The following is a 16,553-nucleotide window of genomic DNA, read 5'->3' as shown; positions in this document are numbered from 1 at the left end:
TCTAACTTTCTGCGGTGTTCAGGTCTTCTGCGTGAGGCTCTTGCCATGGTCGGGCGCAGGCCACAGACCACGGGGACGCATCAGCATGATGATGATCATGGCCAGTGCGATCAGCAGCTGGCGCAGGATGGCGGAGTCCAGGCGGCCGTCCGTCATGGCCTGCAGGGGGCCTGCCACATAGCGCAGCACTTCGGGCAGGGCCGACAGCAGCACGGCGCCCAGGATCACACCAGGAATATGGCCGATACCGCCCAGGACCACCATGGCGACGATCATGACCGACTCCATCAGGCTGAACGACTCGGGCGACACAAAGCCCTGGAACGCACCGAACATCGCACCCGACACGCCGCCGAACGAAGCACCCATGCCGAAGGCCAGCAGCTTCATGTTGCGGGTGTTGATGCCCATCGCCTTGGCGGCAATTTCGTCTTCACGGATGGCCATCCAGGCGCGGCCGATGCGCGAGTCCTGAAGGCGGTAGCAGATGATGATGGAAACCACCACCAGGGTCAGGAAGAGGTAGTAGTACAGCGTGACGGAGTTGATGTCGAAACCGAACACCTCCAGCCGCTTGCCCAGGTCCAGGCCAAAGATCTTGACCGAGTCGATCTGACCCAGACCCTTGGGGCCGTTGGTCAGGTTGACGGGGTGGTCCAGGTTGTTCAGGAAGATGCGGATGATTTCGCCAAAGCCCAGCGTCACGATGGCCAGATAGTCGCCGCGCAGCTTGAGCGTGGGCGCCCCCAGCATGGCGCCAAAGAACGCCGCTAACAACGCCGCCACCGGTATCACGATCCACAGCGAGGTGTGCAGCCCGTTAGGGAACATGGCGGCAAACGCCGCAAAATTGTCCGCAAGGTGCGGCGAGGCCATCAAGGCAAACAGGTAGGCACCCACGGCGTAGAACGCCACGTAGCCCAGGTCCAGCAGGCCGGCGTAGCCCACCACGATGTTCAGGCCCAGAGCCAGCAGCACGTACAGCAGGGCCAGGTCGGCAATACGCACCCAGGCGTTGCCGAAGGATTGCAGGATCAGCGGCAGCACCAGCAGCGCCACGGCGCCGATGATCCAGTTGGTTTTGGTGTTCTTCATGGTGTGAGGCTCCTCAGGCGCGATCGGCAACACGCTCACCCAGCAGGCCCGAGGGGCGCAGCGTCAGGATGATGATGAGCACGATGAACGCAAAGATGTCGGTGTAGTGGCTGCCCAGCAGACCGCCCGTGAGCGTGCCGATGTAGCCCGAGCCGATGGCTTCGATGAGGCCCAGCAGGATGCCGCCCACCACCGCGCCGGCCAGGTTGCCGATACCGCCGAACACCGCAGCCGTGAAGGCCTTGAGCCCGGGCAGGAAGCCCATGGTGTGCTGCGCCGTGCCGTAGTTAGAGGCATACATGATGCCGGCGATGGCCGCCAGAATGGCGCCGATGATGAAGGTGGCCGAGATCACCATGTCGGGCTTCACGCCCATCAGGGATGCCACGCGGGGGTTCTCAGCCGTGGCGCGCATCGCACGGCCCAGGTTGGTGTGGTTGACCAGATAGACCAGCGAGGCCAGGGCCACCGCCGTCACACCCAGAATCAGGATCTGCGTGGGAGTGATGTACGCACCACCTACCTGGAACGGCGTGCTGGGCAGCAGCGTGGGGTACGGCTTGTAGTTGGGCTTCCAGATGATCATGGCCAGCGTCTGCAGCAGGATCGACATGCCGATGGCAGTGATCAGGGGGGCGAGACGGGGACTTGTGCGCAGTGGCTTGTAGGCCACTTTTTCGATCACGAAATTGAGCGTGGCAGCGACCACGCAGGCGATGAGCGTGGCCAGCAGCAAGATGACCCAACCCGGCGCGCCGGGCATGGCAGCCTGCATCATTCCAATACAGCTCCAGCTGGTGAGGGCGCCGATCATGAGCACCTCGCCGTGGGCGAAATTGATGAGTTGAATAATGCCGTACACCATCGTGTAGCCCAAGGCTATCAAGGCGTACATGCTGCCGAGTACCAGACCGTTGATGATCTGTTGCAGCAAAATGTCCATAAGAGAAGTCCTTCGTTTGTGACGTACCCACCGCTTTGGCACCGGAATCGGTACAGCCTTGTGGGCCCGACTGCCATCTAGCAAAAAACCCGCCAGGAATGCAGCTGTGCGGGTTTGTGGACGGGATTGTAGCGAGTAGTCACAACCGCCCCAATCCAAGCCGGGCGGGGTTTTCCCTCGGGTTTTCGTCACATCAGCGCGCCACGCACTGCATAAGGAATTTTGATGCACGCAAGATAATTGATGTGCAAACTTATTACCTTGATCATGCAGAATCGGCATAAAGCGCGCTGCGCAGTGCGTTGGGGCCGCCGCAGGAGATGCGCGGCCACCTCGCCCAGCCGGCCAGACTACCGATCAGGAGGCGGTGTCTGAATCTTGTACGCCAGGCGTGGCCGCTGCGGTATTGCGGTCGCGCAACTCACGCAGCTTCAGTGCGATCTTGATCTCCAGGCCCCGCTCCACGGGCTGGTAGAAGCCGGGTTCCGGCATGCCTTCGGGCAGGTAGTTCTCACCCGCCGCAAAGCCACCCTCCTCGTCGTGGGCGTAGCGGTAGCCCTTGCCGTAGTCGAGCTCTTTCATCAACTTGGTGGGCGCATTGCGCAGGTGCATGGGCACTGGGCGTGTGCCATCCTGTTTGACCCAGGCCCGCGCCGCGTTGTAGGCCTTGTAGACCGCGTTGGACTTGGGCGCCACCGCCAGGTACAGCACGCATTCGGCCAGTGCCAGCTCGCCTTCGGGACTGCCCAGGCGCTCGTACACCTCGCTGGCGTCCAGCGCCAGGCGCAGTGCGCGCGGGTCGGCCAGACCCACGTCCTCGGCTGCCATGCGCACCAGGCGGCGCGCCATGTAGCGCGGGTCGGCGCCGCCGTCCAGCATGCGCACCAGCCAGTACAGCGCGGCGTCGGGATCGGAGCCCCGCACGGACTTGTGCAGCGCGCTGATGGTGTCGTAGAACTGCTCGCCACCTTTGTCGTAGCGGCGCATGCGCTCGCCCAGCACCTTGAGCAGCCAGGCATCGGTGATCTCGGGAAGTTTCTCCTGCGCGGCCGCCATGGACAGGGTTTCCAGCGTGTTGAGCAGGCGGCGCGCGTCGCCATCGGCGTAGGCCACCAGGCGGTCAATTGCTATATCTTCTATAGCAGGCAGCGCATGTTCTTTCTGCGCCAGCGCCACTATCTGCTTCAAATCCTGCTCGGACAGCGGCTGCAGCACGTACACCGCTGCACGCGACAGCAGTGCGGAGTTGACCTCGAAGGACGGGTTCTCGGTGGTGGCGCCGATGAAGGTGAACAGGCCCGACTCGACATGCGGCAAAAACGCGTCCTGCTGACTCTTGTTGAACCGGTGCACTTCATCGACGAACACGATGGTGCGCTGCTGCATGAGCCCGTCGCGCGCGGCCTGAGCCTGCTCTACGGCCTCACGGATGTCCTTGACCCCACCCAGCACGGCGCTGATGCTGATGAACTGCGCATCGAACGCATCGGCCATCAGGCGCGCAATGGTGGTCTTGCCAACGCCGGGCGGGCCCCACAGGATGCAGCTGTGTGGTCTGCCGGACTCAAACGCCAGCCGCAGCGGCATGCCCGGGCCCAGCACATGCTGCTGCCCGATCACCTCGCCCAGTGTGCGGGGCCGCAGGCGTTCAGCCAGGGGCTGGTGGGTGGAAGGGTGTACCGAGGAAGGGGCGGAGGCACCGCGTGCTGCCATGTTCGTATCCTGTCTACATCACGCTGATTTTGAAGCCAAACTGGCCTCTAGCGCCCAAAAAACATGCACCGGCAGCTATTCTTTTGAGAGCAAAACCTACTGCTTCACGACATCCGCCCCAGCCGGAGGCTTGAACTGGAACGTGCTGGCAGGCAGCGCCGTATTGGCCTGCATGCCGGTAAAACGAATCAGCGAACGCTGGCCAAAGCTGTCCAGGATGTCCAAGGCCGCAAGCTGCTCGCCCGCAAAGCCCACACGCACGCTCTTGAGCTGGCCGTCCTTGGTCTTGGGGCTGGCCAGTACCCACCGCAGGCCGTCCGCATCGGGCGAGGCCTCCAGCGTGAACTCGGCCTTCAGCGCCGACAGGTCGGGCGCGGACGCCAGCAGTGCTGCGGGCGTGCTGCCCAGGGCCTGGGATTGCGAGCGCTGCGTGACCTGGTTCAGGTCCACGTCGTACAGCCAAAGGGTCTGGCCGTCGGCCACGATGGTCTGCTCGAAAGGTTTTTTGTAGACGAACTTGAAGCGCCCGGGGCGCTGGAATTCAAAGCTGCCGCTCGATGTCTTGGTGCGCGCGGTCTGGCCATCCTTGGGGGGCGAAGTCACGGTCTGGGTGAAATCGGCCTTTCCCGTCTGCGTGCCCTTCATGAAGGACTCCAGGCTTTTTAACCCGTCAGCGCTAGCCACGCTTGCCGCAGCAGCTATCAAAATTGCAGTAGCGATCTTTTTCAACAGAAACTCCTGTGGGGTAGGGTCCGGCCTTGCGGTCCGGCCGGTCATTCGCTGCGGTTGGGTACCAGCACTTCGCGCTGGCCGCTGGTGGTCAGGCCACTGACGAGTCCGGCCTTTTCCATGTCTTCCAGCAAACGCGCCGAGCGGTTGTAGCCAATGCGCAGCTTGCGCTGCACGTACGAGATGCTGGCCTTGCGGTCCTTGAGCACCACTTCGACGGCCTGGTCGTACATGGGGTCCTTCTCGCCCCCTTCGCCACCACCGCCCTCCCCTGACAGATCACCCTCGCCATCCACAGTTCCACCTTCGAGCACGCCTTCTATGTAGTCCGGCTCCCCTTGCTGCTTGAGGTAACTGACGACACGGTGTACTTCTTCGTCCGACACAAAGGCGCCGTGCACGCGAATCGGCAGGCCCGTGCCGCTGGCCATGTAGAGCATGTCACCCATGCCCAGCAGCGCCTCGGCGCCCATCTGGTCGAGGATGGTGCGGCTGTCGATCTTGGAGCCCACCGAGAACGCGATGCGGGTGGGGATGTTGGCCTTGATCAGGCCGGTGATCACATCCACGCTGGGGCGCTGGGTGGCCAGGATCAGGTGGATGCCCGCCGCGCGCGCCTTTTGCGCCAGGCGGGCGATCAGTTCTTCGATCTTCTTGCCCACCACCATCATCAGGTCGGCCAGCTCGTCGATGATGACCACGATGTGTGGCAAGCGCTGCAGCGGCTCGGGCTCTTCGGGCGTGAGGCTGAAGGGGTTGTAGATGAACTCTTCCTTGGCCTTGGCCTCGTCGATTTTGACGTTGTAGCCCGCCAGGTTGCGCACACCCAGCTTGGACATGAGCTTGTACCGCCGCTCCATCTCGGCCACGCACCAGTTCAGGCCGTGGGCCGCCTGCTTCATGTCGGTGACCACCGGGGCCAGCAGGTGCGGAATGCCTTCGTAGACCGACATTTCCAGCATCTTGGGGTCGATCATCAAGAGGCGCACATCGCGCGCCTCGGCCTTGTACAGCAGCGAAAGGATCATCGCGTTGATCCCCACCGACTTGCCTGATCCCGTGGTGCCAGCCACCAGCACGTGCGGCATCTTGGCCAGGTCGGCCACCACCGGGTTGCCCACGATGTCCTTGCCCAGGCCCATGGTGAGCATGCTCTTGGCCTCGTGATACACCTGCGAACCCAGGATTTCGGACAGACGGATGGACTGGCGCTTGGCGTTGGGCAGCTCCAGCGCCATGTAGTTCTTGCCGGGGATGGTCTCGACCACCCGGATGGACACCAGGCTGAGCGAGCGCGCCAGATCCTTGGCCAGCCCCACAATCTGCGAGCCCTTCACGCCGGTGGCGGGTTCGATCTCGTAACGGGTGATCACCGGGCCGGGCATGGCGGCCACCACGCGCACCTCCACGCCAAAGTCCTTGAGCTTTTTCTCGATGAGGCGGCTGGTCATCTCCAGCGTCTCGGGGGCCACGGTTTCCTGGCGCTGCAGGGGGCCATCGAGCAGGTCTACCAAGGGCAGCTTGCTGTCCGGCATCTCGGTGAACAGGGGTTTCTGGCGCTCCTTCACCACGCGGGTGCTCTGTGGCACGTCCACCAGGATCGGCTCGATGATCTGCACGGGCTCAGGGTGGTGCACCTCGCTTTCGGTGCGCTCTTCAAGCACCACCACTTCGCGCTCGCGGGCCGCCTTGCGGCCCACGGCGACATCCTTGGCCACCTCGCGTTTTGCCAGGCGCGACTGCACCAGCGCATCAAGGCGCCCGCCGAGAAACTCCGCCACATGGCCCCACGAGAAGCGGAACACCAGGGCCGCCCCCGCCACCGCCAGCACGATCGCCAGCAAGCCGGAGCCCGTGAAACCCAGCCACTTCACGCCAGCCGGTCCCACCAGGTAACCCAGCACACCACCAGCATGCCCAGGCAGGAACGACTCAAACCGGTACAGACGCGACCATTCAAGCGCCGTGCTGGAACACATCAGCACCACCAGACCACCCCAGAACGTGGCCCGGCGCACCAGGGGACTGGCGGCGCCCGCCACCACTTCGCCCCCACGCATCCAGCGCGCTAGCGACGACAGCCAGGCGCGCACGCCTGCCGCCACGCACCACCACACTGAAAACCCCAGCGCAAAGTAGCTGCCATCGGCCAGCCAGGCGCCAAAGCGCCCCGCCCAGTTGGCAACGGAGCGTGCGTCGCGGGCGCCCGAGGTGGACCAGGCCGCATCCTGCGCCGAATAGCTGACGAGCGCCAGCAGCCAGAAAACCAGGGCCAGCAAGCCCACCACCAGGGCGATTTCGTGGCCAAAACGGGCGGCGCCCGTGCGGGGCGGCGACTTGGCCGCCGCCGATGCATTCAGGGTATTGAGGGAATAGGTCATAAACGTGCGGGGTGAGCTTACCCCATGCGTTGCGCTGGGCGCACCACCCGGCGCAGGGTCCACCCCCCGGCTTTCAGCCCAGCGCGTTCAGCCGGTCCTTGAGCAGGGTGGCACCGCTGGGCAGCGCCTCGATGAAGCCGCGCTCCTCCAGGTCTTTCATCACCCGGCTGACCATTTCGCGGGACGCACCCACCATCTTGGCCAGGTCCTGACGGGAGATTTTGTCCTTGATCAGCAACTGGCCCTGTGCATCGTGCACCGCAAAGTCCAGCAAGGCATGGGCCACACGGCCGTATACATCCAGTAACGCGAGTGACTCAATCTTGCGATCTGCATGGCGCAGCCGCTTGACCAGCCCGCGCATCACCACCAGCGACATGGACGCGTTCTCGGTGAGGCAACGTGCAAACTCCGCACGCCCCAGCATCAGCACGTCGGTCTGCACCTCGGCACGCACCGTGGCCGAGTGGGGTTCGTTGTCGATGATGCTCATCTCGCCCAGGTAGTCGCCCTGGGCCAGGGTGGCCAGAATCACCTCACGCCCCCGGCTGTCCGACGTCATGACCCGGGCGCGCCCTGTGAGCAGTATGAACAAGGCATTGGACTTTTGCCCCTGCTCCACCAGCGCCTCGCCACGCTTGAAGCGGCGCTTGATCACCGCACCGCTGATCACCTCGGCCTGCGCCACGGTCAGCAGCGAGAACAAGGGCACCCGGCGCAGCAGGTCCAGGTTGGACAACATCGTCGACATGAAACATCTCCTTTCAGGGCGCGACCCAGCCGGAGCCGCAGCGGTCATGCAGGGGTTATCAATGGGTTCTTACAATCACCGTGATTGAAAACGGGGCCACTCTTGCAAGCGGACGCCGGTTGATACTCGGCGGCTCGACCCCCAGCTTTCCCAACAGCGCCCCATGTAGCGGGCGCAAAACACAGGCTTTTACCATGTCCACCACCCAACACGCGAAAGTTCTGATCCTTGGCTCTGGCCCAGCGGGCTACACCGCAGCGGTATATGCCGCCCGCGCCAACCTGAACCCGGTGCTCATCACCGGCATGGCCCAGGGTGGCCAGCTGATGACCACCACCGAGGTGGACAACTGGCCTGCCGACGTCCACGGCGTGCAGGGGCCGGAGCTGATGCAGCGTTTTCTCGAGCACGCCGAGCGCTTCAAGACCCAGATCATCTTCGACCACATCAACAAGGTCGATTTCAGCAAACGCCCCTTTACGCTCACCGGCGATAGCGGCACCTACACCTGCGACGCATTGATTCTGGCCACTGGCGCATCGGCCAAATACCTGGGCCTACCCTCGGAAGAGGCCTTCATGGGCAAGGGTGTGTCCGGCTGCGCGACCTGCGACGGGTTCTTCTACCGCGAGCAGGATGTCTGCGTGGTGGGCGGCGGCAATACGGCGGTGGAAGAAGCGCTGTACCTCTCGAACATCGCCCGCAAGGTCACACTGGTGCACCGCCGCGACAAGTTCAAGGCCGAACCCATTCTGGTGGACAAGCTCAACGAAAAAGTGGCAGCGGGCAAGATCGAGCTCAAGCTCTTCAACACGCTCGACGAGGTGCTGGGCGACAACACCGGCGTGACAGGCATCCGCATCAAGAGCACAAAGGACGGCAGCACGGAAGACATCAAACTTCAGGGCTGCTTCATTGCCATCGGCCACGCGCCCAACACCGAGATCTTCCAGGGCCAGCTGGAGATGGAGAACGGTTACATCATCACCCAGGGCGGACTCAAGGGTTTTGCCACCCAGACCAGCGTGCCCGGCGTGTTCGCCGCCGGCGACGTGCAGGACCATGTGTACCGCCAGGCCATCACCAGTGCTGGTACGGGCTGCATGGCTGCACTGGACGCCCAGCGCTTTTTGGAACAAGAGTCTTGATGAAAAAATGAGCTGCAGGTTATAATCTGCGGCTTTGCTGAATTCGGCCCGTTTTTGCGGTCCTTCGAAACAGGCAAATCGGGTTACCGCCACCCTTTCTGGCGAGGTGAGGCCGCAAGCCAACCTGGTCAAACAGCCCAGGGCTCAGCGAGCGGCCGTTAATAAGTATCGGAGTGTCCTCATGGCACGCGTCTGCGACGTAACGGGCAAGAAGCCCATGACGGGGAACAATGTTTCCCACGCCAACAACAAAACCAAGCGCCGGTTCCTGCCGAACCTGCAATACCGCCGTTTCTGGGTTGAGAGCGAAAACCGCTGGGTTCGCCTGCGTGTTTCGAGCGCTGCCCTGCGTTTGATCGACAAGAACGGTATCGACTCGGTGCTCGCAGACCTGCGTGCCCGTGGCCAGGCTTAAGGAGTAGCACCATGGCAAGCAAAGGCGGACGCGACAAGATCAAGCTGGAATCCACTGCGGGTACCGGTCACTTCTACACCACGACCAAGAACAAGAAGACCATGCCCGAGAAGATGCTGATCATGAAATTTGATCCCAAAGCTCGCAAGCATGTGGAATACAAGGAAATGAAGCTGAAGTAATTCAGTCTCTTTCTTGTCATCCAAAAAGCCGCCCGGCATCCAGCCCGGCGGCTTTTTTCATGGACGACTCTCACGCGCGACCTGCCGCGCACCCCGCCCCCTGCCGCAGCAGTCCAACCTCCATCGACCACTTGCTCCCCGCCAGCTTTTCGCGCTGAACCCACAGCCAACAAAAAACCGCTGAAGGCACAAGGCCCTGCAGCGGTTTGGGGGGAGGTGCGCCGGGGTCAGTGGTCCGACCGGCTGCGCCACCAAGGCGTTACATCAAACCCGTGCAGCGCGCAGACGGATGGAGAACTCGCGCAAGGCCGCCACACCGCTTTCTTCCGCCCGGCGGCACCAGGCTTGCAGGTCCGCAGTGAGCTGCTCGCGGGATTGGGAGGTGTTCAGCCACAACTGACGCAGCTCTTCGCGCATGGTCACCATCTTGTCGAGCGTCGGAGATGCAGCGCGGGCCTGCGCCAGCTGGGGCAAGGCACCTGCTGGCACCTTCTCGGTATCGCGGTGCAGCCAGCGCTTGGCGGCCTTGAGCACCGATACGTCGGCCTGGCGCGCCTGCAGCGCGGCAATCTCATCCTTGCAAGCCTGACGCACGCCGCGCGCATAGCCAGCCATCACTTCGTAGCGGTTGGCGATCAAGGCCTCCAGCGTCTTTTCATCGGCCACGGGCTTCACATCGCCCAGTTGCAGCTTGGGCGGCACCTTCTTCACATTGGCCCAGCCAATTTTCTTCATGAGGCTGATGTACACCCAGCCAATGTCGAACTCATAGGGCTTGACCGAGAACTTGGCCGACGTGGGGTAGGTGTGGTGGTTGTTGTGCAGCTCTTCACCGCCAATGATGATGCCCCAGGGCGACAGGTTGGTGCTGGCGTCCTGCGCCTCGAAGTTGCGGTAGCCCCAGTAGTGGCCCACACCATTGACCACCCCTGCTGCCCAGAACGGAATCCAGAGCATCTGCACCGCCCACACCGCGGCGCCCAGGGCGCCAAACAGGGCCAGGTCCAGGATGAGCATGAGGCCCACGCCTTGCCAGCCGTAGCGGGTGTACACATTCCGCTCCATCCAGTCATCGGGCGTGCCGTGGCCGAACTTCTTGATGGTTTCCATGTTCTTGGACTCGGCGCGGTACAGCTCGGCGCCGCGCCACATCACGGTATCCAGCCCGCGGGTCTGGGGGCTGTGGGGGTCGTCCACGGTTTCGCATTTGGCGTGGTGCTTGCGGTGGATGGCCACCCATTCCTTGGTGACCATGCCAGTGCCAATCCACAGCCAGAAGCGGAAGAAATGCGAGGGGATGGCATGCAGGTCCAGCGCACGGTGCGCCTGCGCGCGGTGCAGGAAGATCGTGACCGCCGCAATGGTGATGTGGGTCGTGGCAAGGGTGTACAACACGATCTGCCACCAGGCCAGGTTCCACAACCCATGTCCCAGCCAGTCAATGGCGGCGTTCAGTACAGCCCAGTCGGGTAACAGCATATTCACAAAAACCTTACTACAGAGAACCCGCTCACCAACGAAACAGGTGGTTAATTTTAGATGGCCTGCCTCTGAACGGATCAGGGGAATCCACAGTATTTACGCTGGTTTAGAGCCATACCCCCAGCATTTCAGTCCTTCTTGGCCCAGATGGCGGCAAAAAACCCGTCGGTCTGATGCAGATGGGGCCACAAACGCAAATAGCTATTGCCCGATGCGCCGCCGCTGCACAAACCCTTGGCGCCCTCGACCTTGAGCTGCTCCAGCAGTTCACCAGCATCCAGCAGCTGAAAGTCGGGGTGTGCGGCGCTGAAGGCCTCGGCAATGGCCTCGTTTTCTTGCGGCAGGATGCTGCAGGTGGCATACACCAGACGGCCGCCCGACTTGAGCAGGCGGGCTGCGCTGTCCAGGATGGCCGTCTGCTTGGCCACCAGCTCATCGATGGCCTTGGGCGACTGGCGCCATTTGAGGTCGGGGTTGCGCCGCAAGGTGCCCAGGCCCGAGCAAGGCGCGTCCACGAGGACGCGGTCGATCTTGCCCGCCAGACGCTTGACGCGGTCGTCGCGCTCGTGCGCGATGGCGGCGGGGTGCACGTTCGACAGGCCGCTGCGTGCCAGGCGGGGCTTGAGCGCATCCAGACGGTGTGCTGACACATCGAACGCGTAGAGGCGCCCGGTGCTGCGCATGCTCGCGCCAATGGCGAGCGTCTTGCCCCCTGCGCCGGCGCAGAAGTCCACCACCATCTCGCCACGCTTGGCGTCCAGCAGCAAAGCCAGCAGCTGTGAGCCCTCGTCCTGCACCTCGATGGCGCCCCGTGTGAAGGCATCGAGCTTGGTCAGCGCAGGCTTGTCGTCAATGCGCAGGCCCCAGGGCGAATACGGCGTAGGGACTGCCTTGATACCGGCCTTGGCCAGCTCCTTTTGCACATCGGCACGCTTGTCCTTGTGCGCGTTGACGCGCAAATCCAGGGGTGCGCTTTGGGCGAGACTTTCCACCAGCGGCCAGAAACCATCGCCCAACTGGTCCTTCAGGGGTTTGACCATCCATTCGGGCAGGTTGTGGCGGTGGCGCTCCATGAGGTCATCGACCGTGACAGCATCGCACTGGTCCAGCCAGTTCTTTTCCTGATCGGTCAACGCGCTCTTGAGGAAGTCGCGCGGGCCGTAGAAGCCCAGGATGGCCAGGCGGCGCTCCTTGGGACCCGAGCCCGACGGAGCCATGTGGTCAAACAGCAGCTTTTTGCGCAGCACGGTGTAAACCGTTTCAGCCAGCGTGGCGCGCTCGCGCGGCCCCAGGCCCCGGTTGTCGCGGAAGAAACGTGACACCACCGCGTCGGCGGGGTGTTCAAACGTGAGGGTGAGCCTGACCAGTTCGGCACAGGCGTCGAGAAGAACTTTGGGATGCATCCCCCGATTGTCCCATTCCCCGCCGCGAGGGCCCGCTCGACGCCTTTTCTTTGGCGGTCCATTGCCCTGGCAGCGCAGCGCCCCAAAGCGCTGCAGAACGGGTATGCAACAAAGTCAGCGCTGGGATTGATCGCTCTTCTTCTTCAGCGTGAGTAGATCGGTTCAAACGCCGAGCGCTCGATCTGCTGCAGCGTCGGCGACTCTCCCGCCCACAGCACCAGCGCGGGGCCGGGCAGGCTCAGGTTGCGCTCCAGCGCGCGGCACAGGTGGTAGCGGCTTTCATCGTCCATACCCGGCAGCTCTACGAACACCAGGTAGGCCCTGCGCTGGGGGTATTCGCGCAGGTTCTTGCGCACCAGCCAGCACCGGGCCAAAGGAGCGCAGCGGGCCAGTTCGGACTGCAGCTCGGCCAGTTCGAAGGAGCTCAGGTCGTGCCGCACGATCTGGCTGAAGAACGACGTGCCCGACAGCTCTTCACAGGCCCGTTCTTCAGACTCCTGCGCGCGCTCCAGCCGCTTGCGCCACTGCTTGAAGACGGCTGCATCGTGATCCAGCCCCAGGCGTGGCGTCTCCAGCTCGGCCAATGCCGTGCGCGCGGCCCAGTAGCGGTCGCTGCTGCCCGTCTCCCACAACCGGTGCAGCAACTGGAGCTTGCCCTCGCGATCATCATCCGCCAGGCAAGGCACCAGTCCACGCAGGGCAGCGGGGTATTCGGGGCTGCGCTGCAACGCCAGCTCGTAGAGTGCGCGCACATCGGCATGCGGGTCCAGGTGGCGCTTGAGGCGGGCCAGCTCCACCAGGTCGGCGGCACTGCTCTGCGCCGTCGATGCACCCAGGGCCTCGGCGCGTGCGCGCACGCGCCCCAGCCAGGCGTGGTGCTGCTTCCATTCGCTGGCGTTGTTGCGGCACCATTGCTTGTCGAAATGCGCCACCCAGCGCTTGGCATCAGGCCCCAGCAGGGCCAGCGCGTTGCCGCGCGACCAATCGGGCAGCGTGGGGGTGGCATCCAGTGCCTCGATGCGGTCGCGCAGGCCGGGGTGGGTGTCGTCCAGATTGCTCAGGCGCTTGAGCGCCTGGCGCAAGGAGTCGTTGGCAAAGGCTGCGTCGGGGGCCTTGGCCAGGGCACGGCGCATGCTGCGGTAGGGCCCCACCGGCAAGGGGTTGCCCGCAGCTGCACACCAGTGGTTGCCCCAGAACTCCGCTTGCAGCCACGCGCCCCGTATCTCGATCTCGGCCAGGGCCGCAGCGGTCACATCTCGGCCCAGCAGCTTGCCGGCAATGCGGTCGGCCTCGTACTCGTCCTGGCGAGCCAGCGCAAAGGTCTTGGCAGAAAAGCGCGGGAAGTACCAGCGCATGAACAGCTGCGTGGCGGCAGCCACCGGCCCCTCGTCATCAGCCAGGCTGTGGTTCAAGCGCATCCATGACAGGCGCGTGCGGTAGATCCAAGCGGCAAAACGGCCATGGTCGCCACGCAGGTGGCCGTATTCATGCGCCAGAACCGCCAGGAAACGCGGCCGGTCCAGCGCCATCAGCAAGGGCAGGCCAATGCTCAGGTGGTTGACAGCGCCGCCCAGCAGCCCAAAACGCGGCAGTTGCTGGATGCTGGCGTTGAACTCGTCGGTCAGCGTGACCTTGTGGATGGGTGGGCCTTTGATCTTGCGGCGGATGCGCGCCAGCGCTTCAAACAGGTCGGGAGCATCCAGCGCTGTGATCTCCACGCCCTGGGGCTCATCAAACCGCACCCACAGCGCACGCAGGCTCACCCACAGCAGACCTCCGGCACCCAGCAGGGCCCACAGCATCGCGAAACGAAAGCGCCCTTGCAGCAACTGGGGCACCACCCACAGCAAAATGCCAACGGACAGTGCCATACACCCCAGCACCCATGCATAACCCAGGGCGGCAAACGCAGCCACACTGCGGCGGTATGCGCGACTGTTCTCGGCGCTGGCATGCTCGCTCATGCGCACCATGTGCACAAAATCTGCCTGATCCACGGGCGTCCCTCACTCTGGTTGTTTTTTTCAGCCGCCATCCTAACCACTCACGCCACCAAAGCACCATGACCGACGACGACCTGCCCGACCTCATCCGCACGCCCCCCGGCCTGTATCGCCACTACAAGGGCATGCTCTATGAAGTGATCGACACCGTGCGGCACAGCGAGACGCTGGAGCCCATGACGCTGTACCGCGCGTTGTATGGCCAGCGCGGCCTGTGGGTGCGGCCGGCCGCCATGTTTGAGGAGCAAGTGCTCATCGAAGGCGTACTGCGCCCCCGGTTTGAGAAATGGGAGGGTGAAGCCCCGCCGCCTGAACCCCGCTGATATCAAGCGACCGTGCGCGGGAACACCGCCGCCACCACCAGCCCACCGCCCGGTGCATTGCGCAGGGAAAGTTGCCCACCGTGGCGCCGGACGATGTCGCTGGCGATGGTGAGCCCCAACCCCACCCCGCCGCTCTGGCGATTGCGCGAAGCCTCGACGCGGTAGAAAGGCTCCATGACCCGGTCCAGCTCTTCGGGAGTAATGCCCGGGCCATGGTCACGCACCTCGATGGTCAGGGCGTCCGCCGCGTCGTGCAGCGTGACCTCGGCGCTGCCGCCGTAGCGCACGGCATTGCCCACCAGGTTGTCCAGGCAACGCCGCAGTGCCACGGCCTGCACCCGCAAGGGGACGGCGTGCCCCGCCACGGTGACGGCATGGCCCATGGCCACCTGGTCGTCCGTCATGCTGTCCACCAGGGCCTGCACATCCAGATGCACCCAAGCCTCCGCCCCCGCCACGCCGCGCAGGTAATCCAGCGTGGAGGCAATCATGGCGTCCATTTCGGCAATATCGCGCCGAAACAGCTGCTGCGCCTGGGCGTCGCCCAGGCTTTCGGTGCGCAGGCGCAGCCGCGTCAGGGGCGTGCGCAAGTCGTGCGACACGGCTGCCACAAACCGGTCGCGCTCGGCCAACTGCTGGCGGATGCGCGCCTGCATCTGGTTGAACACGCGGCTGGCGTCGCGGCATTCCAGCGTGCCGTCCTCGGGCAAAGGGGGGCGGTGGATGTCGCGCCCCAGCTCCTGCGCGGCCGTGGCCAGCCGGCGCATGGGGCGCGACAGCCAGCGCGCGGCCCACCACGCCGCAGCCACCAGCGCAGCCAGGCGCACGCTGATGTCCAGCAGCAGGCCCAGCTGCAGCGAGGACGGCGCGTTCCATATGCCTAAGCCCTCAACCGGCCTTGGCGGCGGGAACGAATGCCCATCGGCAGCCACCGCATGCGGCGGCGGGCCCGGTGGAGGCCCTGGGTGGGCGGGGCGCAGCTCGAACATCAGTGTCAGCGCCAGCACATGGCTCACGATGACGGCGGCAATGAGCAGCAGAGCGAGCCGGCCAAACAGGGTGTCAGGCATGCAGCGCTGAAATGCAGCGCGCAGGTGTGAAGGCGATGACGAGGGCGTCAGTGGGGCCACCCTACCTGCCCTTGCAGCGACTGCACATTGAACAGATACCCCGCACCGCGCACGGTACGGATCATGGAGGGCGACCGCGGGTCGTCCGCGAGCTTGCTGCGCAGCCGCGACACCAGCAGGTCGATGCTGCGCTCGAACGCATCCATGGCACGGCCCCGGGCCTGTTCCATGAGCTGATCGCGGCTGAACACACGGCGTGGCATGCGCAAAAAGGTGCACAGCAAACGGAACTCGGCATTCGACAGCGGCACCACCATACCGCCTGGCGACACCAAGTGCCGCTCCAGGCTGTGCAACGTCCAGCCATCAAACCGCACCACTTCGTCGGGCCCCTGGCGCACAGGAGCCTCGGCGCCACGCGTGCGGCGCAGCACGGTCTGGATGCGGGCCACCAGCTCGCGCGGCTCGAAGGGTTTGCCCATGTAGTCGTCCGCCCCCATCTCCAGCCCGAGCACGCAGTCATACGGGTTGGCGCGGGCGGTGAGCATGATGATGGGCACCCTCGAGCGCTCGCGCAGCTCCCTCGCCAGCGTGATCCCGTCGGTGCCGGGGAGCATCACATCCAGCACCACCAAGCCGATGGGCTGCGCGGCCATCTGGGCGCGCATCGTCTGCGCGTCGCAAGCCGCGTAGGCGGCATAGCCAAAGCGGGTCAGGTAGTCGGTGAGCAGTGTGGTGATCTCGACATCGTCGTCCACCACCAGGATGTGTTGCATGGGCGGGCACAGGCACAAAAGAACGCACCAAGTTTAGGGAGCCTGCGCACCGTCCTCGGGACAATCTGGCAGGCCTTTGCACCCCTGTTCATGCCTTGTTGCCGCCTTTTGTATCGGCGTTGGTACAAAGCAGACAAAC

Annotated in this window: 15 protein-coding genes; 4 read left to right on the top strand and 11 right to left on the bottom strand. The window is 64.1% G+C overall.

Annotated features, from left to right (window positions below; genetic code table 11):
* Positions 1–18: 18 nt before the first annotated feature.
* From AC1Q64_RS07630 to AC1Q64_RS07605, 6 genes are all read right to left on the bottom strand, one after another.
* Positions 19–1,095 carry an ABC transporter permease subunit gene (locus AC1Q64_RS07630; RefSeq protein ID WP_056061055.1) on the bottom strand — a complete coding sequence of 359 codons (1,077 nt, stop codon included), beginning with the start codon at positions 1,093–1,095 and terminating at the stop codon, positions 19–21.
* Between the two features lie 13 nt (positions 1,096–1,108).
* Complete coding sequence (locus AC1Q64_RS07625; RefSeq protein ID WP_291433724.1) at positions 1,109–2,038, bottom strand: branched-chain amino acid ABC transporter permease; 930 nt, start codon at positions 2,036–2,038, stop codon at positions 1,109–1,111.
* Positions 2,039–2,395: 357 nt separating this feature from the next.
* Positions 2,396–3,751, bottom strand: coding sequence for a replication-associated recombination protein A (locus tag AC1Q64_RS07620; protein ID WP_492250934.1), 1,356 nt, complete (start codon positions 3,749–3,751; stop codon positions 2,396–2,398).
* A 96-nt stretch (positions 3,752–3,847) separates the two neighbouring features.
* Positions 3,848–4,480 carry an outer membrane lipoprotein periplasmic chaperone LolA gene (lolA, locus tag AC1Q64_RS07615; RefSeq protein WP_291433720.1) on the bottom strand — a complete coding sequence of 211 codons (633 nt, stop codon included), beginning with the start codon at positions 4,478–4,480 and terminating at the stop codon, positions 3,848–3,850.
* A 44-nt stretch (positions 4,481–4,524) separates the two neighbouring features.
* Entirely contained in the window at positions 4,525–6,861 is a 2,337-nt protein-coding gene (locus AC1Q64_RS07610; protein ID WP_492250933.1) for a DNA translocase FtsK, read from the bottom strand.
* Positions 6,862–6,934: 73 nt separating this feature from the next.
* On the bottom strand, positions 6,935–7,612 hold the full coding sequence (locus AC1Q64_RS07605) for a Crp/Fnr family transcriptional regulator (RefSeq protein WP_492250932.1): 678 nt from the start codon (positions 7,610–7,612) through the stop codon (positions 6,935–6,937).
* A 194-nt stretch (positions 7,613–7,806) separates the two neighbouring features.
* Between AC1Q64_RS07605 and trxB the strand changes: the two genes are divergently transcribed.
* From trxB to rpmG, 3 genes are all read left to right on the top strand, one after another.
* A complete protein-coding gene (gene trxB / locus AC1Q64_RS07600; protein ID WP_291433716.1) occupies positions 7,807–8,760 on the top strand; it encodes a thioredoxin-disulfide reductase in 954 nt (317 codons plus the stop codon).
* A 181-nt stretch (positions 8,761–8,941) separates the two neighbouring features.
* A complete protein-coding gene (rpmB, locus tag AC1Q64_RS07595) occupies positions 8,942–9,175 on the top strand; it encodes a 50S ribosomal protein L28 (protein WP_015013086.1) in 234 nt (77 codons plus the stop codon).
* Between the two features lie 11 nt (positions 9,176–9,186).
* Positions 9,187–9,357, top strand: a complete 171-nt coding sequence (rpmG, locus tag AC1Q64_RS07590) for a 50S ribosomal protein L33 (RefSeq protein WP_008904999.1) — start codon at positions 9,187–9,189, stop codon at positions 9,355–9,357.
* 264 nt (positions 9,358–9,621) lie between these two features.
* On the opposite strand, the gene AC1Q64_RS07585 is transcribed toward rpmG, so the two are convergent.
* The 3 genes from AC1Q64_RS07585 to AC1Q64_RS07575 all read right to left on the bottom strand — a co-directional run bounded on the left by AC1Q64_RS07585 (position 9,622) and on the right by AC1Q64_RS07575 (position 14,239).
* Positions 9,622–10,836 carry a DesA family fatty acid desaturase gene (locus AC1Q64_RS07585; protein WP_291433691.1) on the bottom strand — a complete coding sequence of 405 codons (1,215 nt, stop codon included), beginning with the start codon at positions 10,834–10,836 and terminating at the stop codon, positions 9,622–9,624.
* A gap of 131 nt (positions 10,837–10,967) precedes the next feature.
* Positions 10,968–12,242, bottom strand: coding sequence for an RsmB/NOP family class I SAM-dependent RNA methyltransferase (locus AC1Q64_RS07580; protein ID WP_492250931.1), 1,275 nt, complete (start codon positions 12,240–12,242; stop codon positions 10,968–10,970).
* Positions 12,243–12,385: 143 nt separating this feature from the next.
* The gene (locus tag AC1Q64_RS07575; protein ID WP_492250930.1) at positions 12,386–14,239 is read right to left on the bottom strand and encodes a M48 family metalloprotease; all 1,854 of its coding nucleotides are present in this window, start codon (positions 14,237–14,239) and stop codon (positions 12,386–12,388) included.
* Between the two features lie 65 nt (positions 14,240–14,304).
* Between AC1Q64_RS07575 and AC1Q64_RS07570 the strand changes: the two genes are divergently transcribed.
* The gene (locus AC1Q64_RS07570) at positions 14,305–14,568 is read left to right on the top strand and encodes a DUF1653 domain-containing protein (protein ID WP_291433685.1); all 264 of its coding nucleotides are present in this window, start codon (positions 14,305–14,307) and stop codon (positions 14,566–14,568) included.
* A gap of 2 nt (positions 14,569–14,570) precedes the next feature.
* Here the strand turns inward: AC1Q64_RS07570 and AC1Q64_RS07565 are convergent, their stop codons facing one another.
* Together AC1Q64_RS07565 and AC1Q64_RS07560 are read right to left on the bottom strand one after the other, a co-directional pair.
* Positions 14,571–15,638, bottom strand: coding sequence for an ATP-binding protein (locus AC1Q64_RS07565; RefSeq protein ID WP_492250929.1), 1,068 nt, complete (start codon positions 15,636–15,638; stop codon positions 14,571–14,573).
* A 47-nt stretch (positions 15,639–15,685) separates the two neighbouring features.
* Positions 15,686–16,414, bottom strand: coding sequence for a response regulator (locus tag AC1Q64_RS07560; protein WP_492250928.1), 729 nt, complete (start codon positions 16,412–16,414; stop codon positions 15,686–15,688).
* Positions 16,415–16,553: the final 139 nt, after the last annotated feature.

Source organism: Acidovorax sp. GW835-FHT14G06, from assembly GCF_058793595.1.
This window is presented reverse-complemented; position numbering and strand designations above follow the sequence as displayed.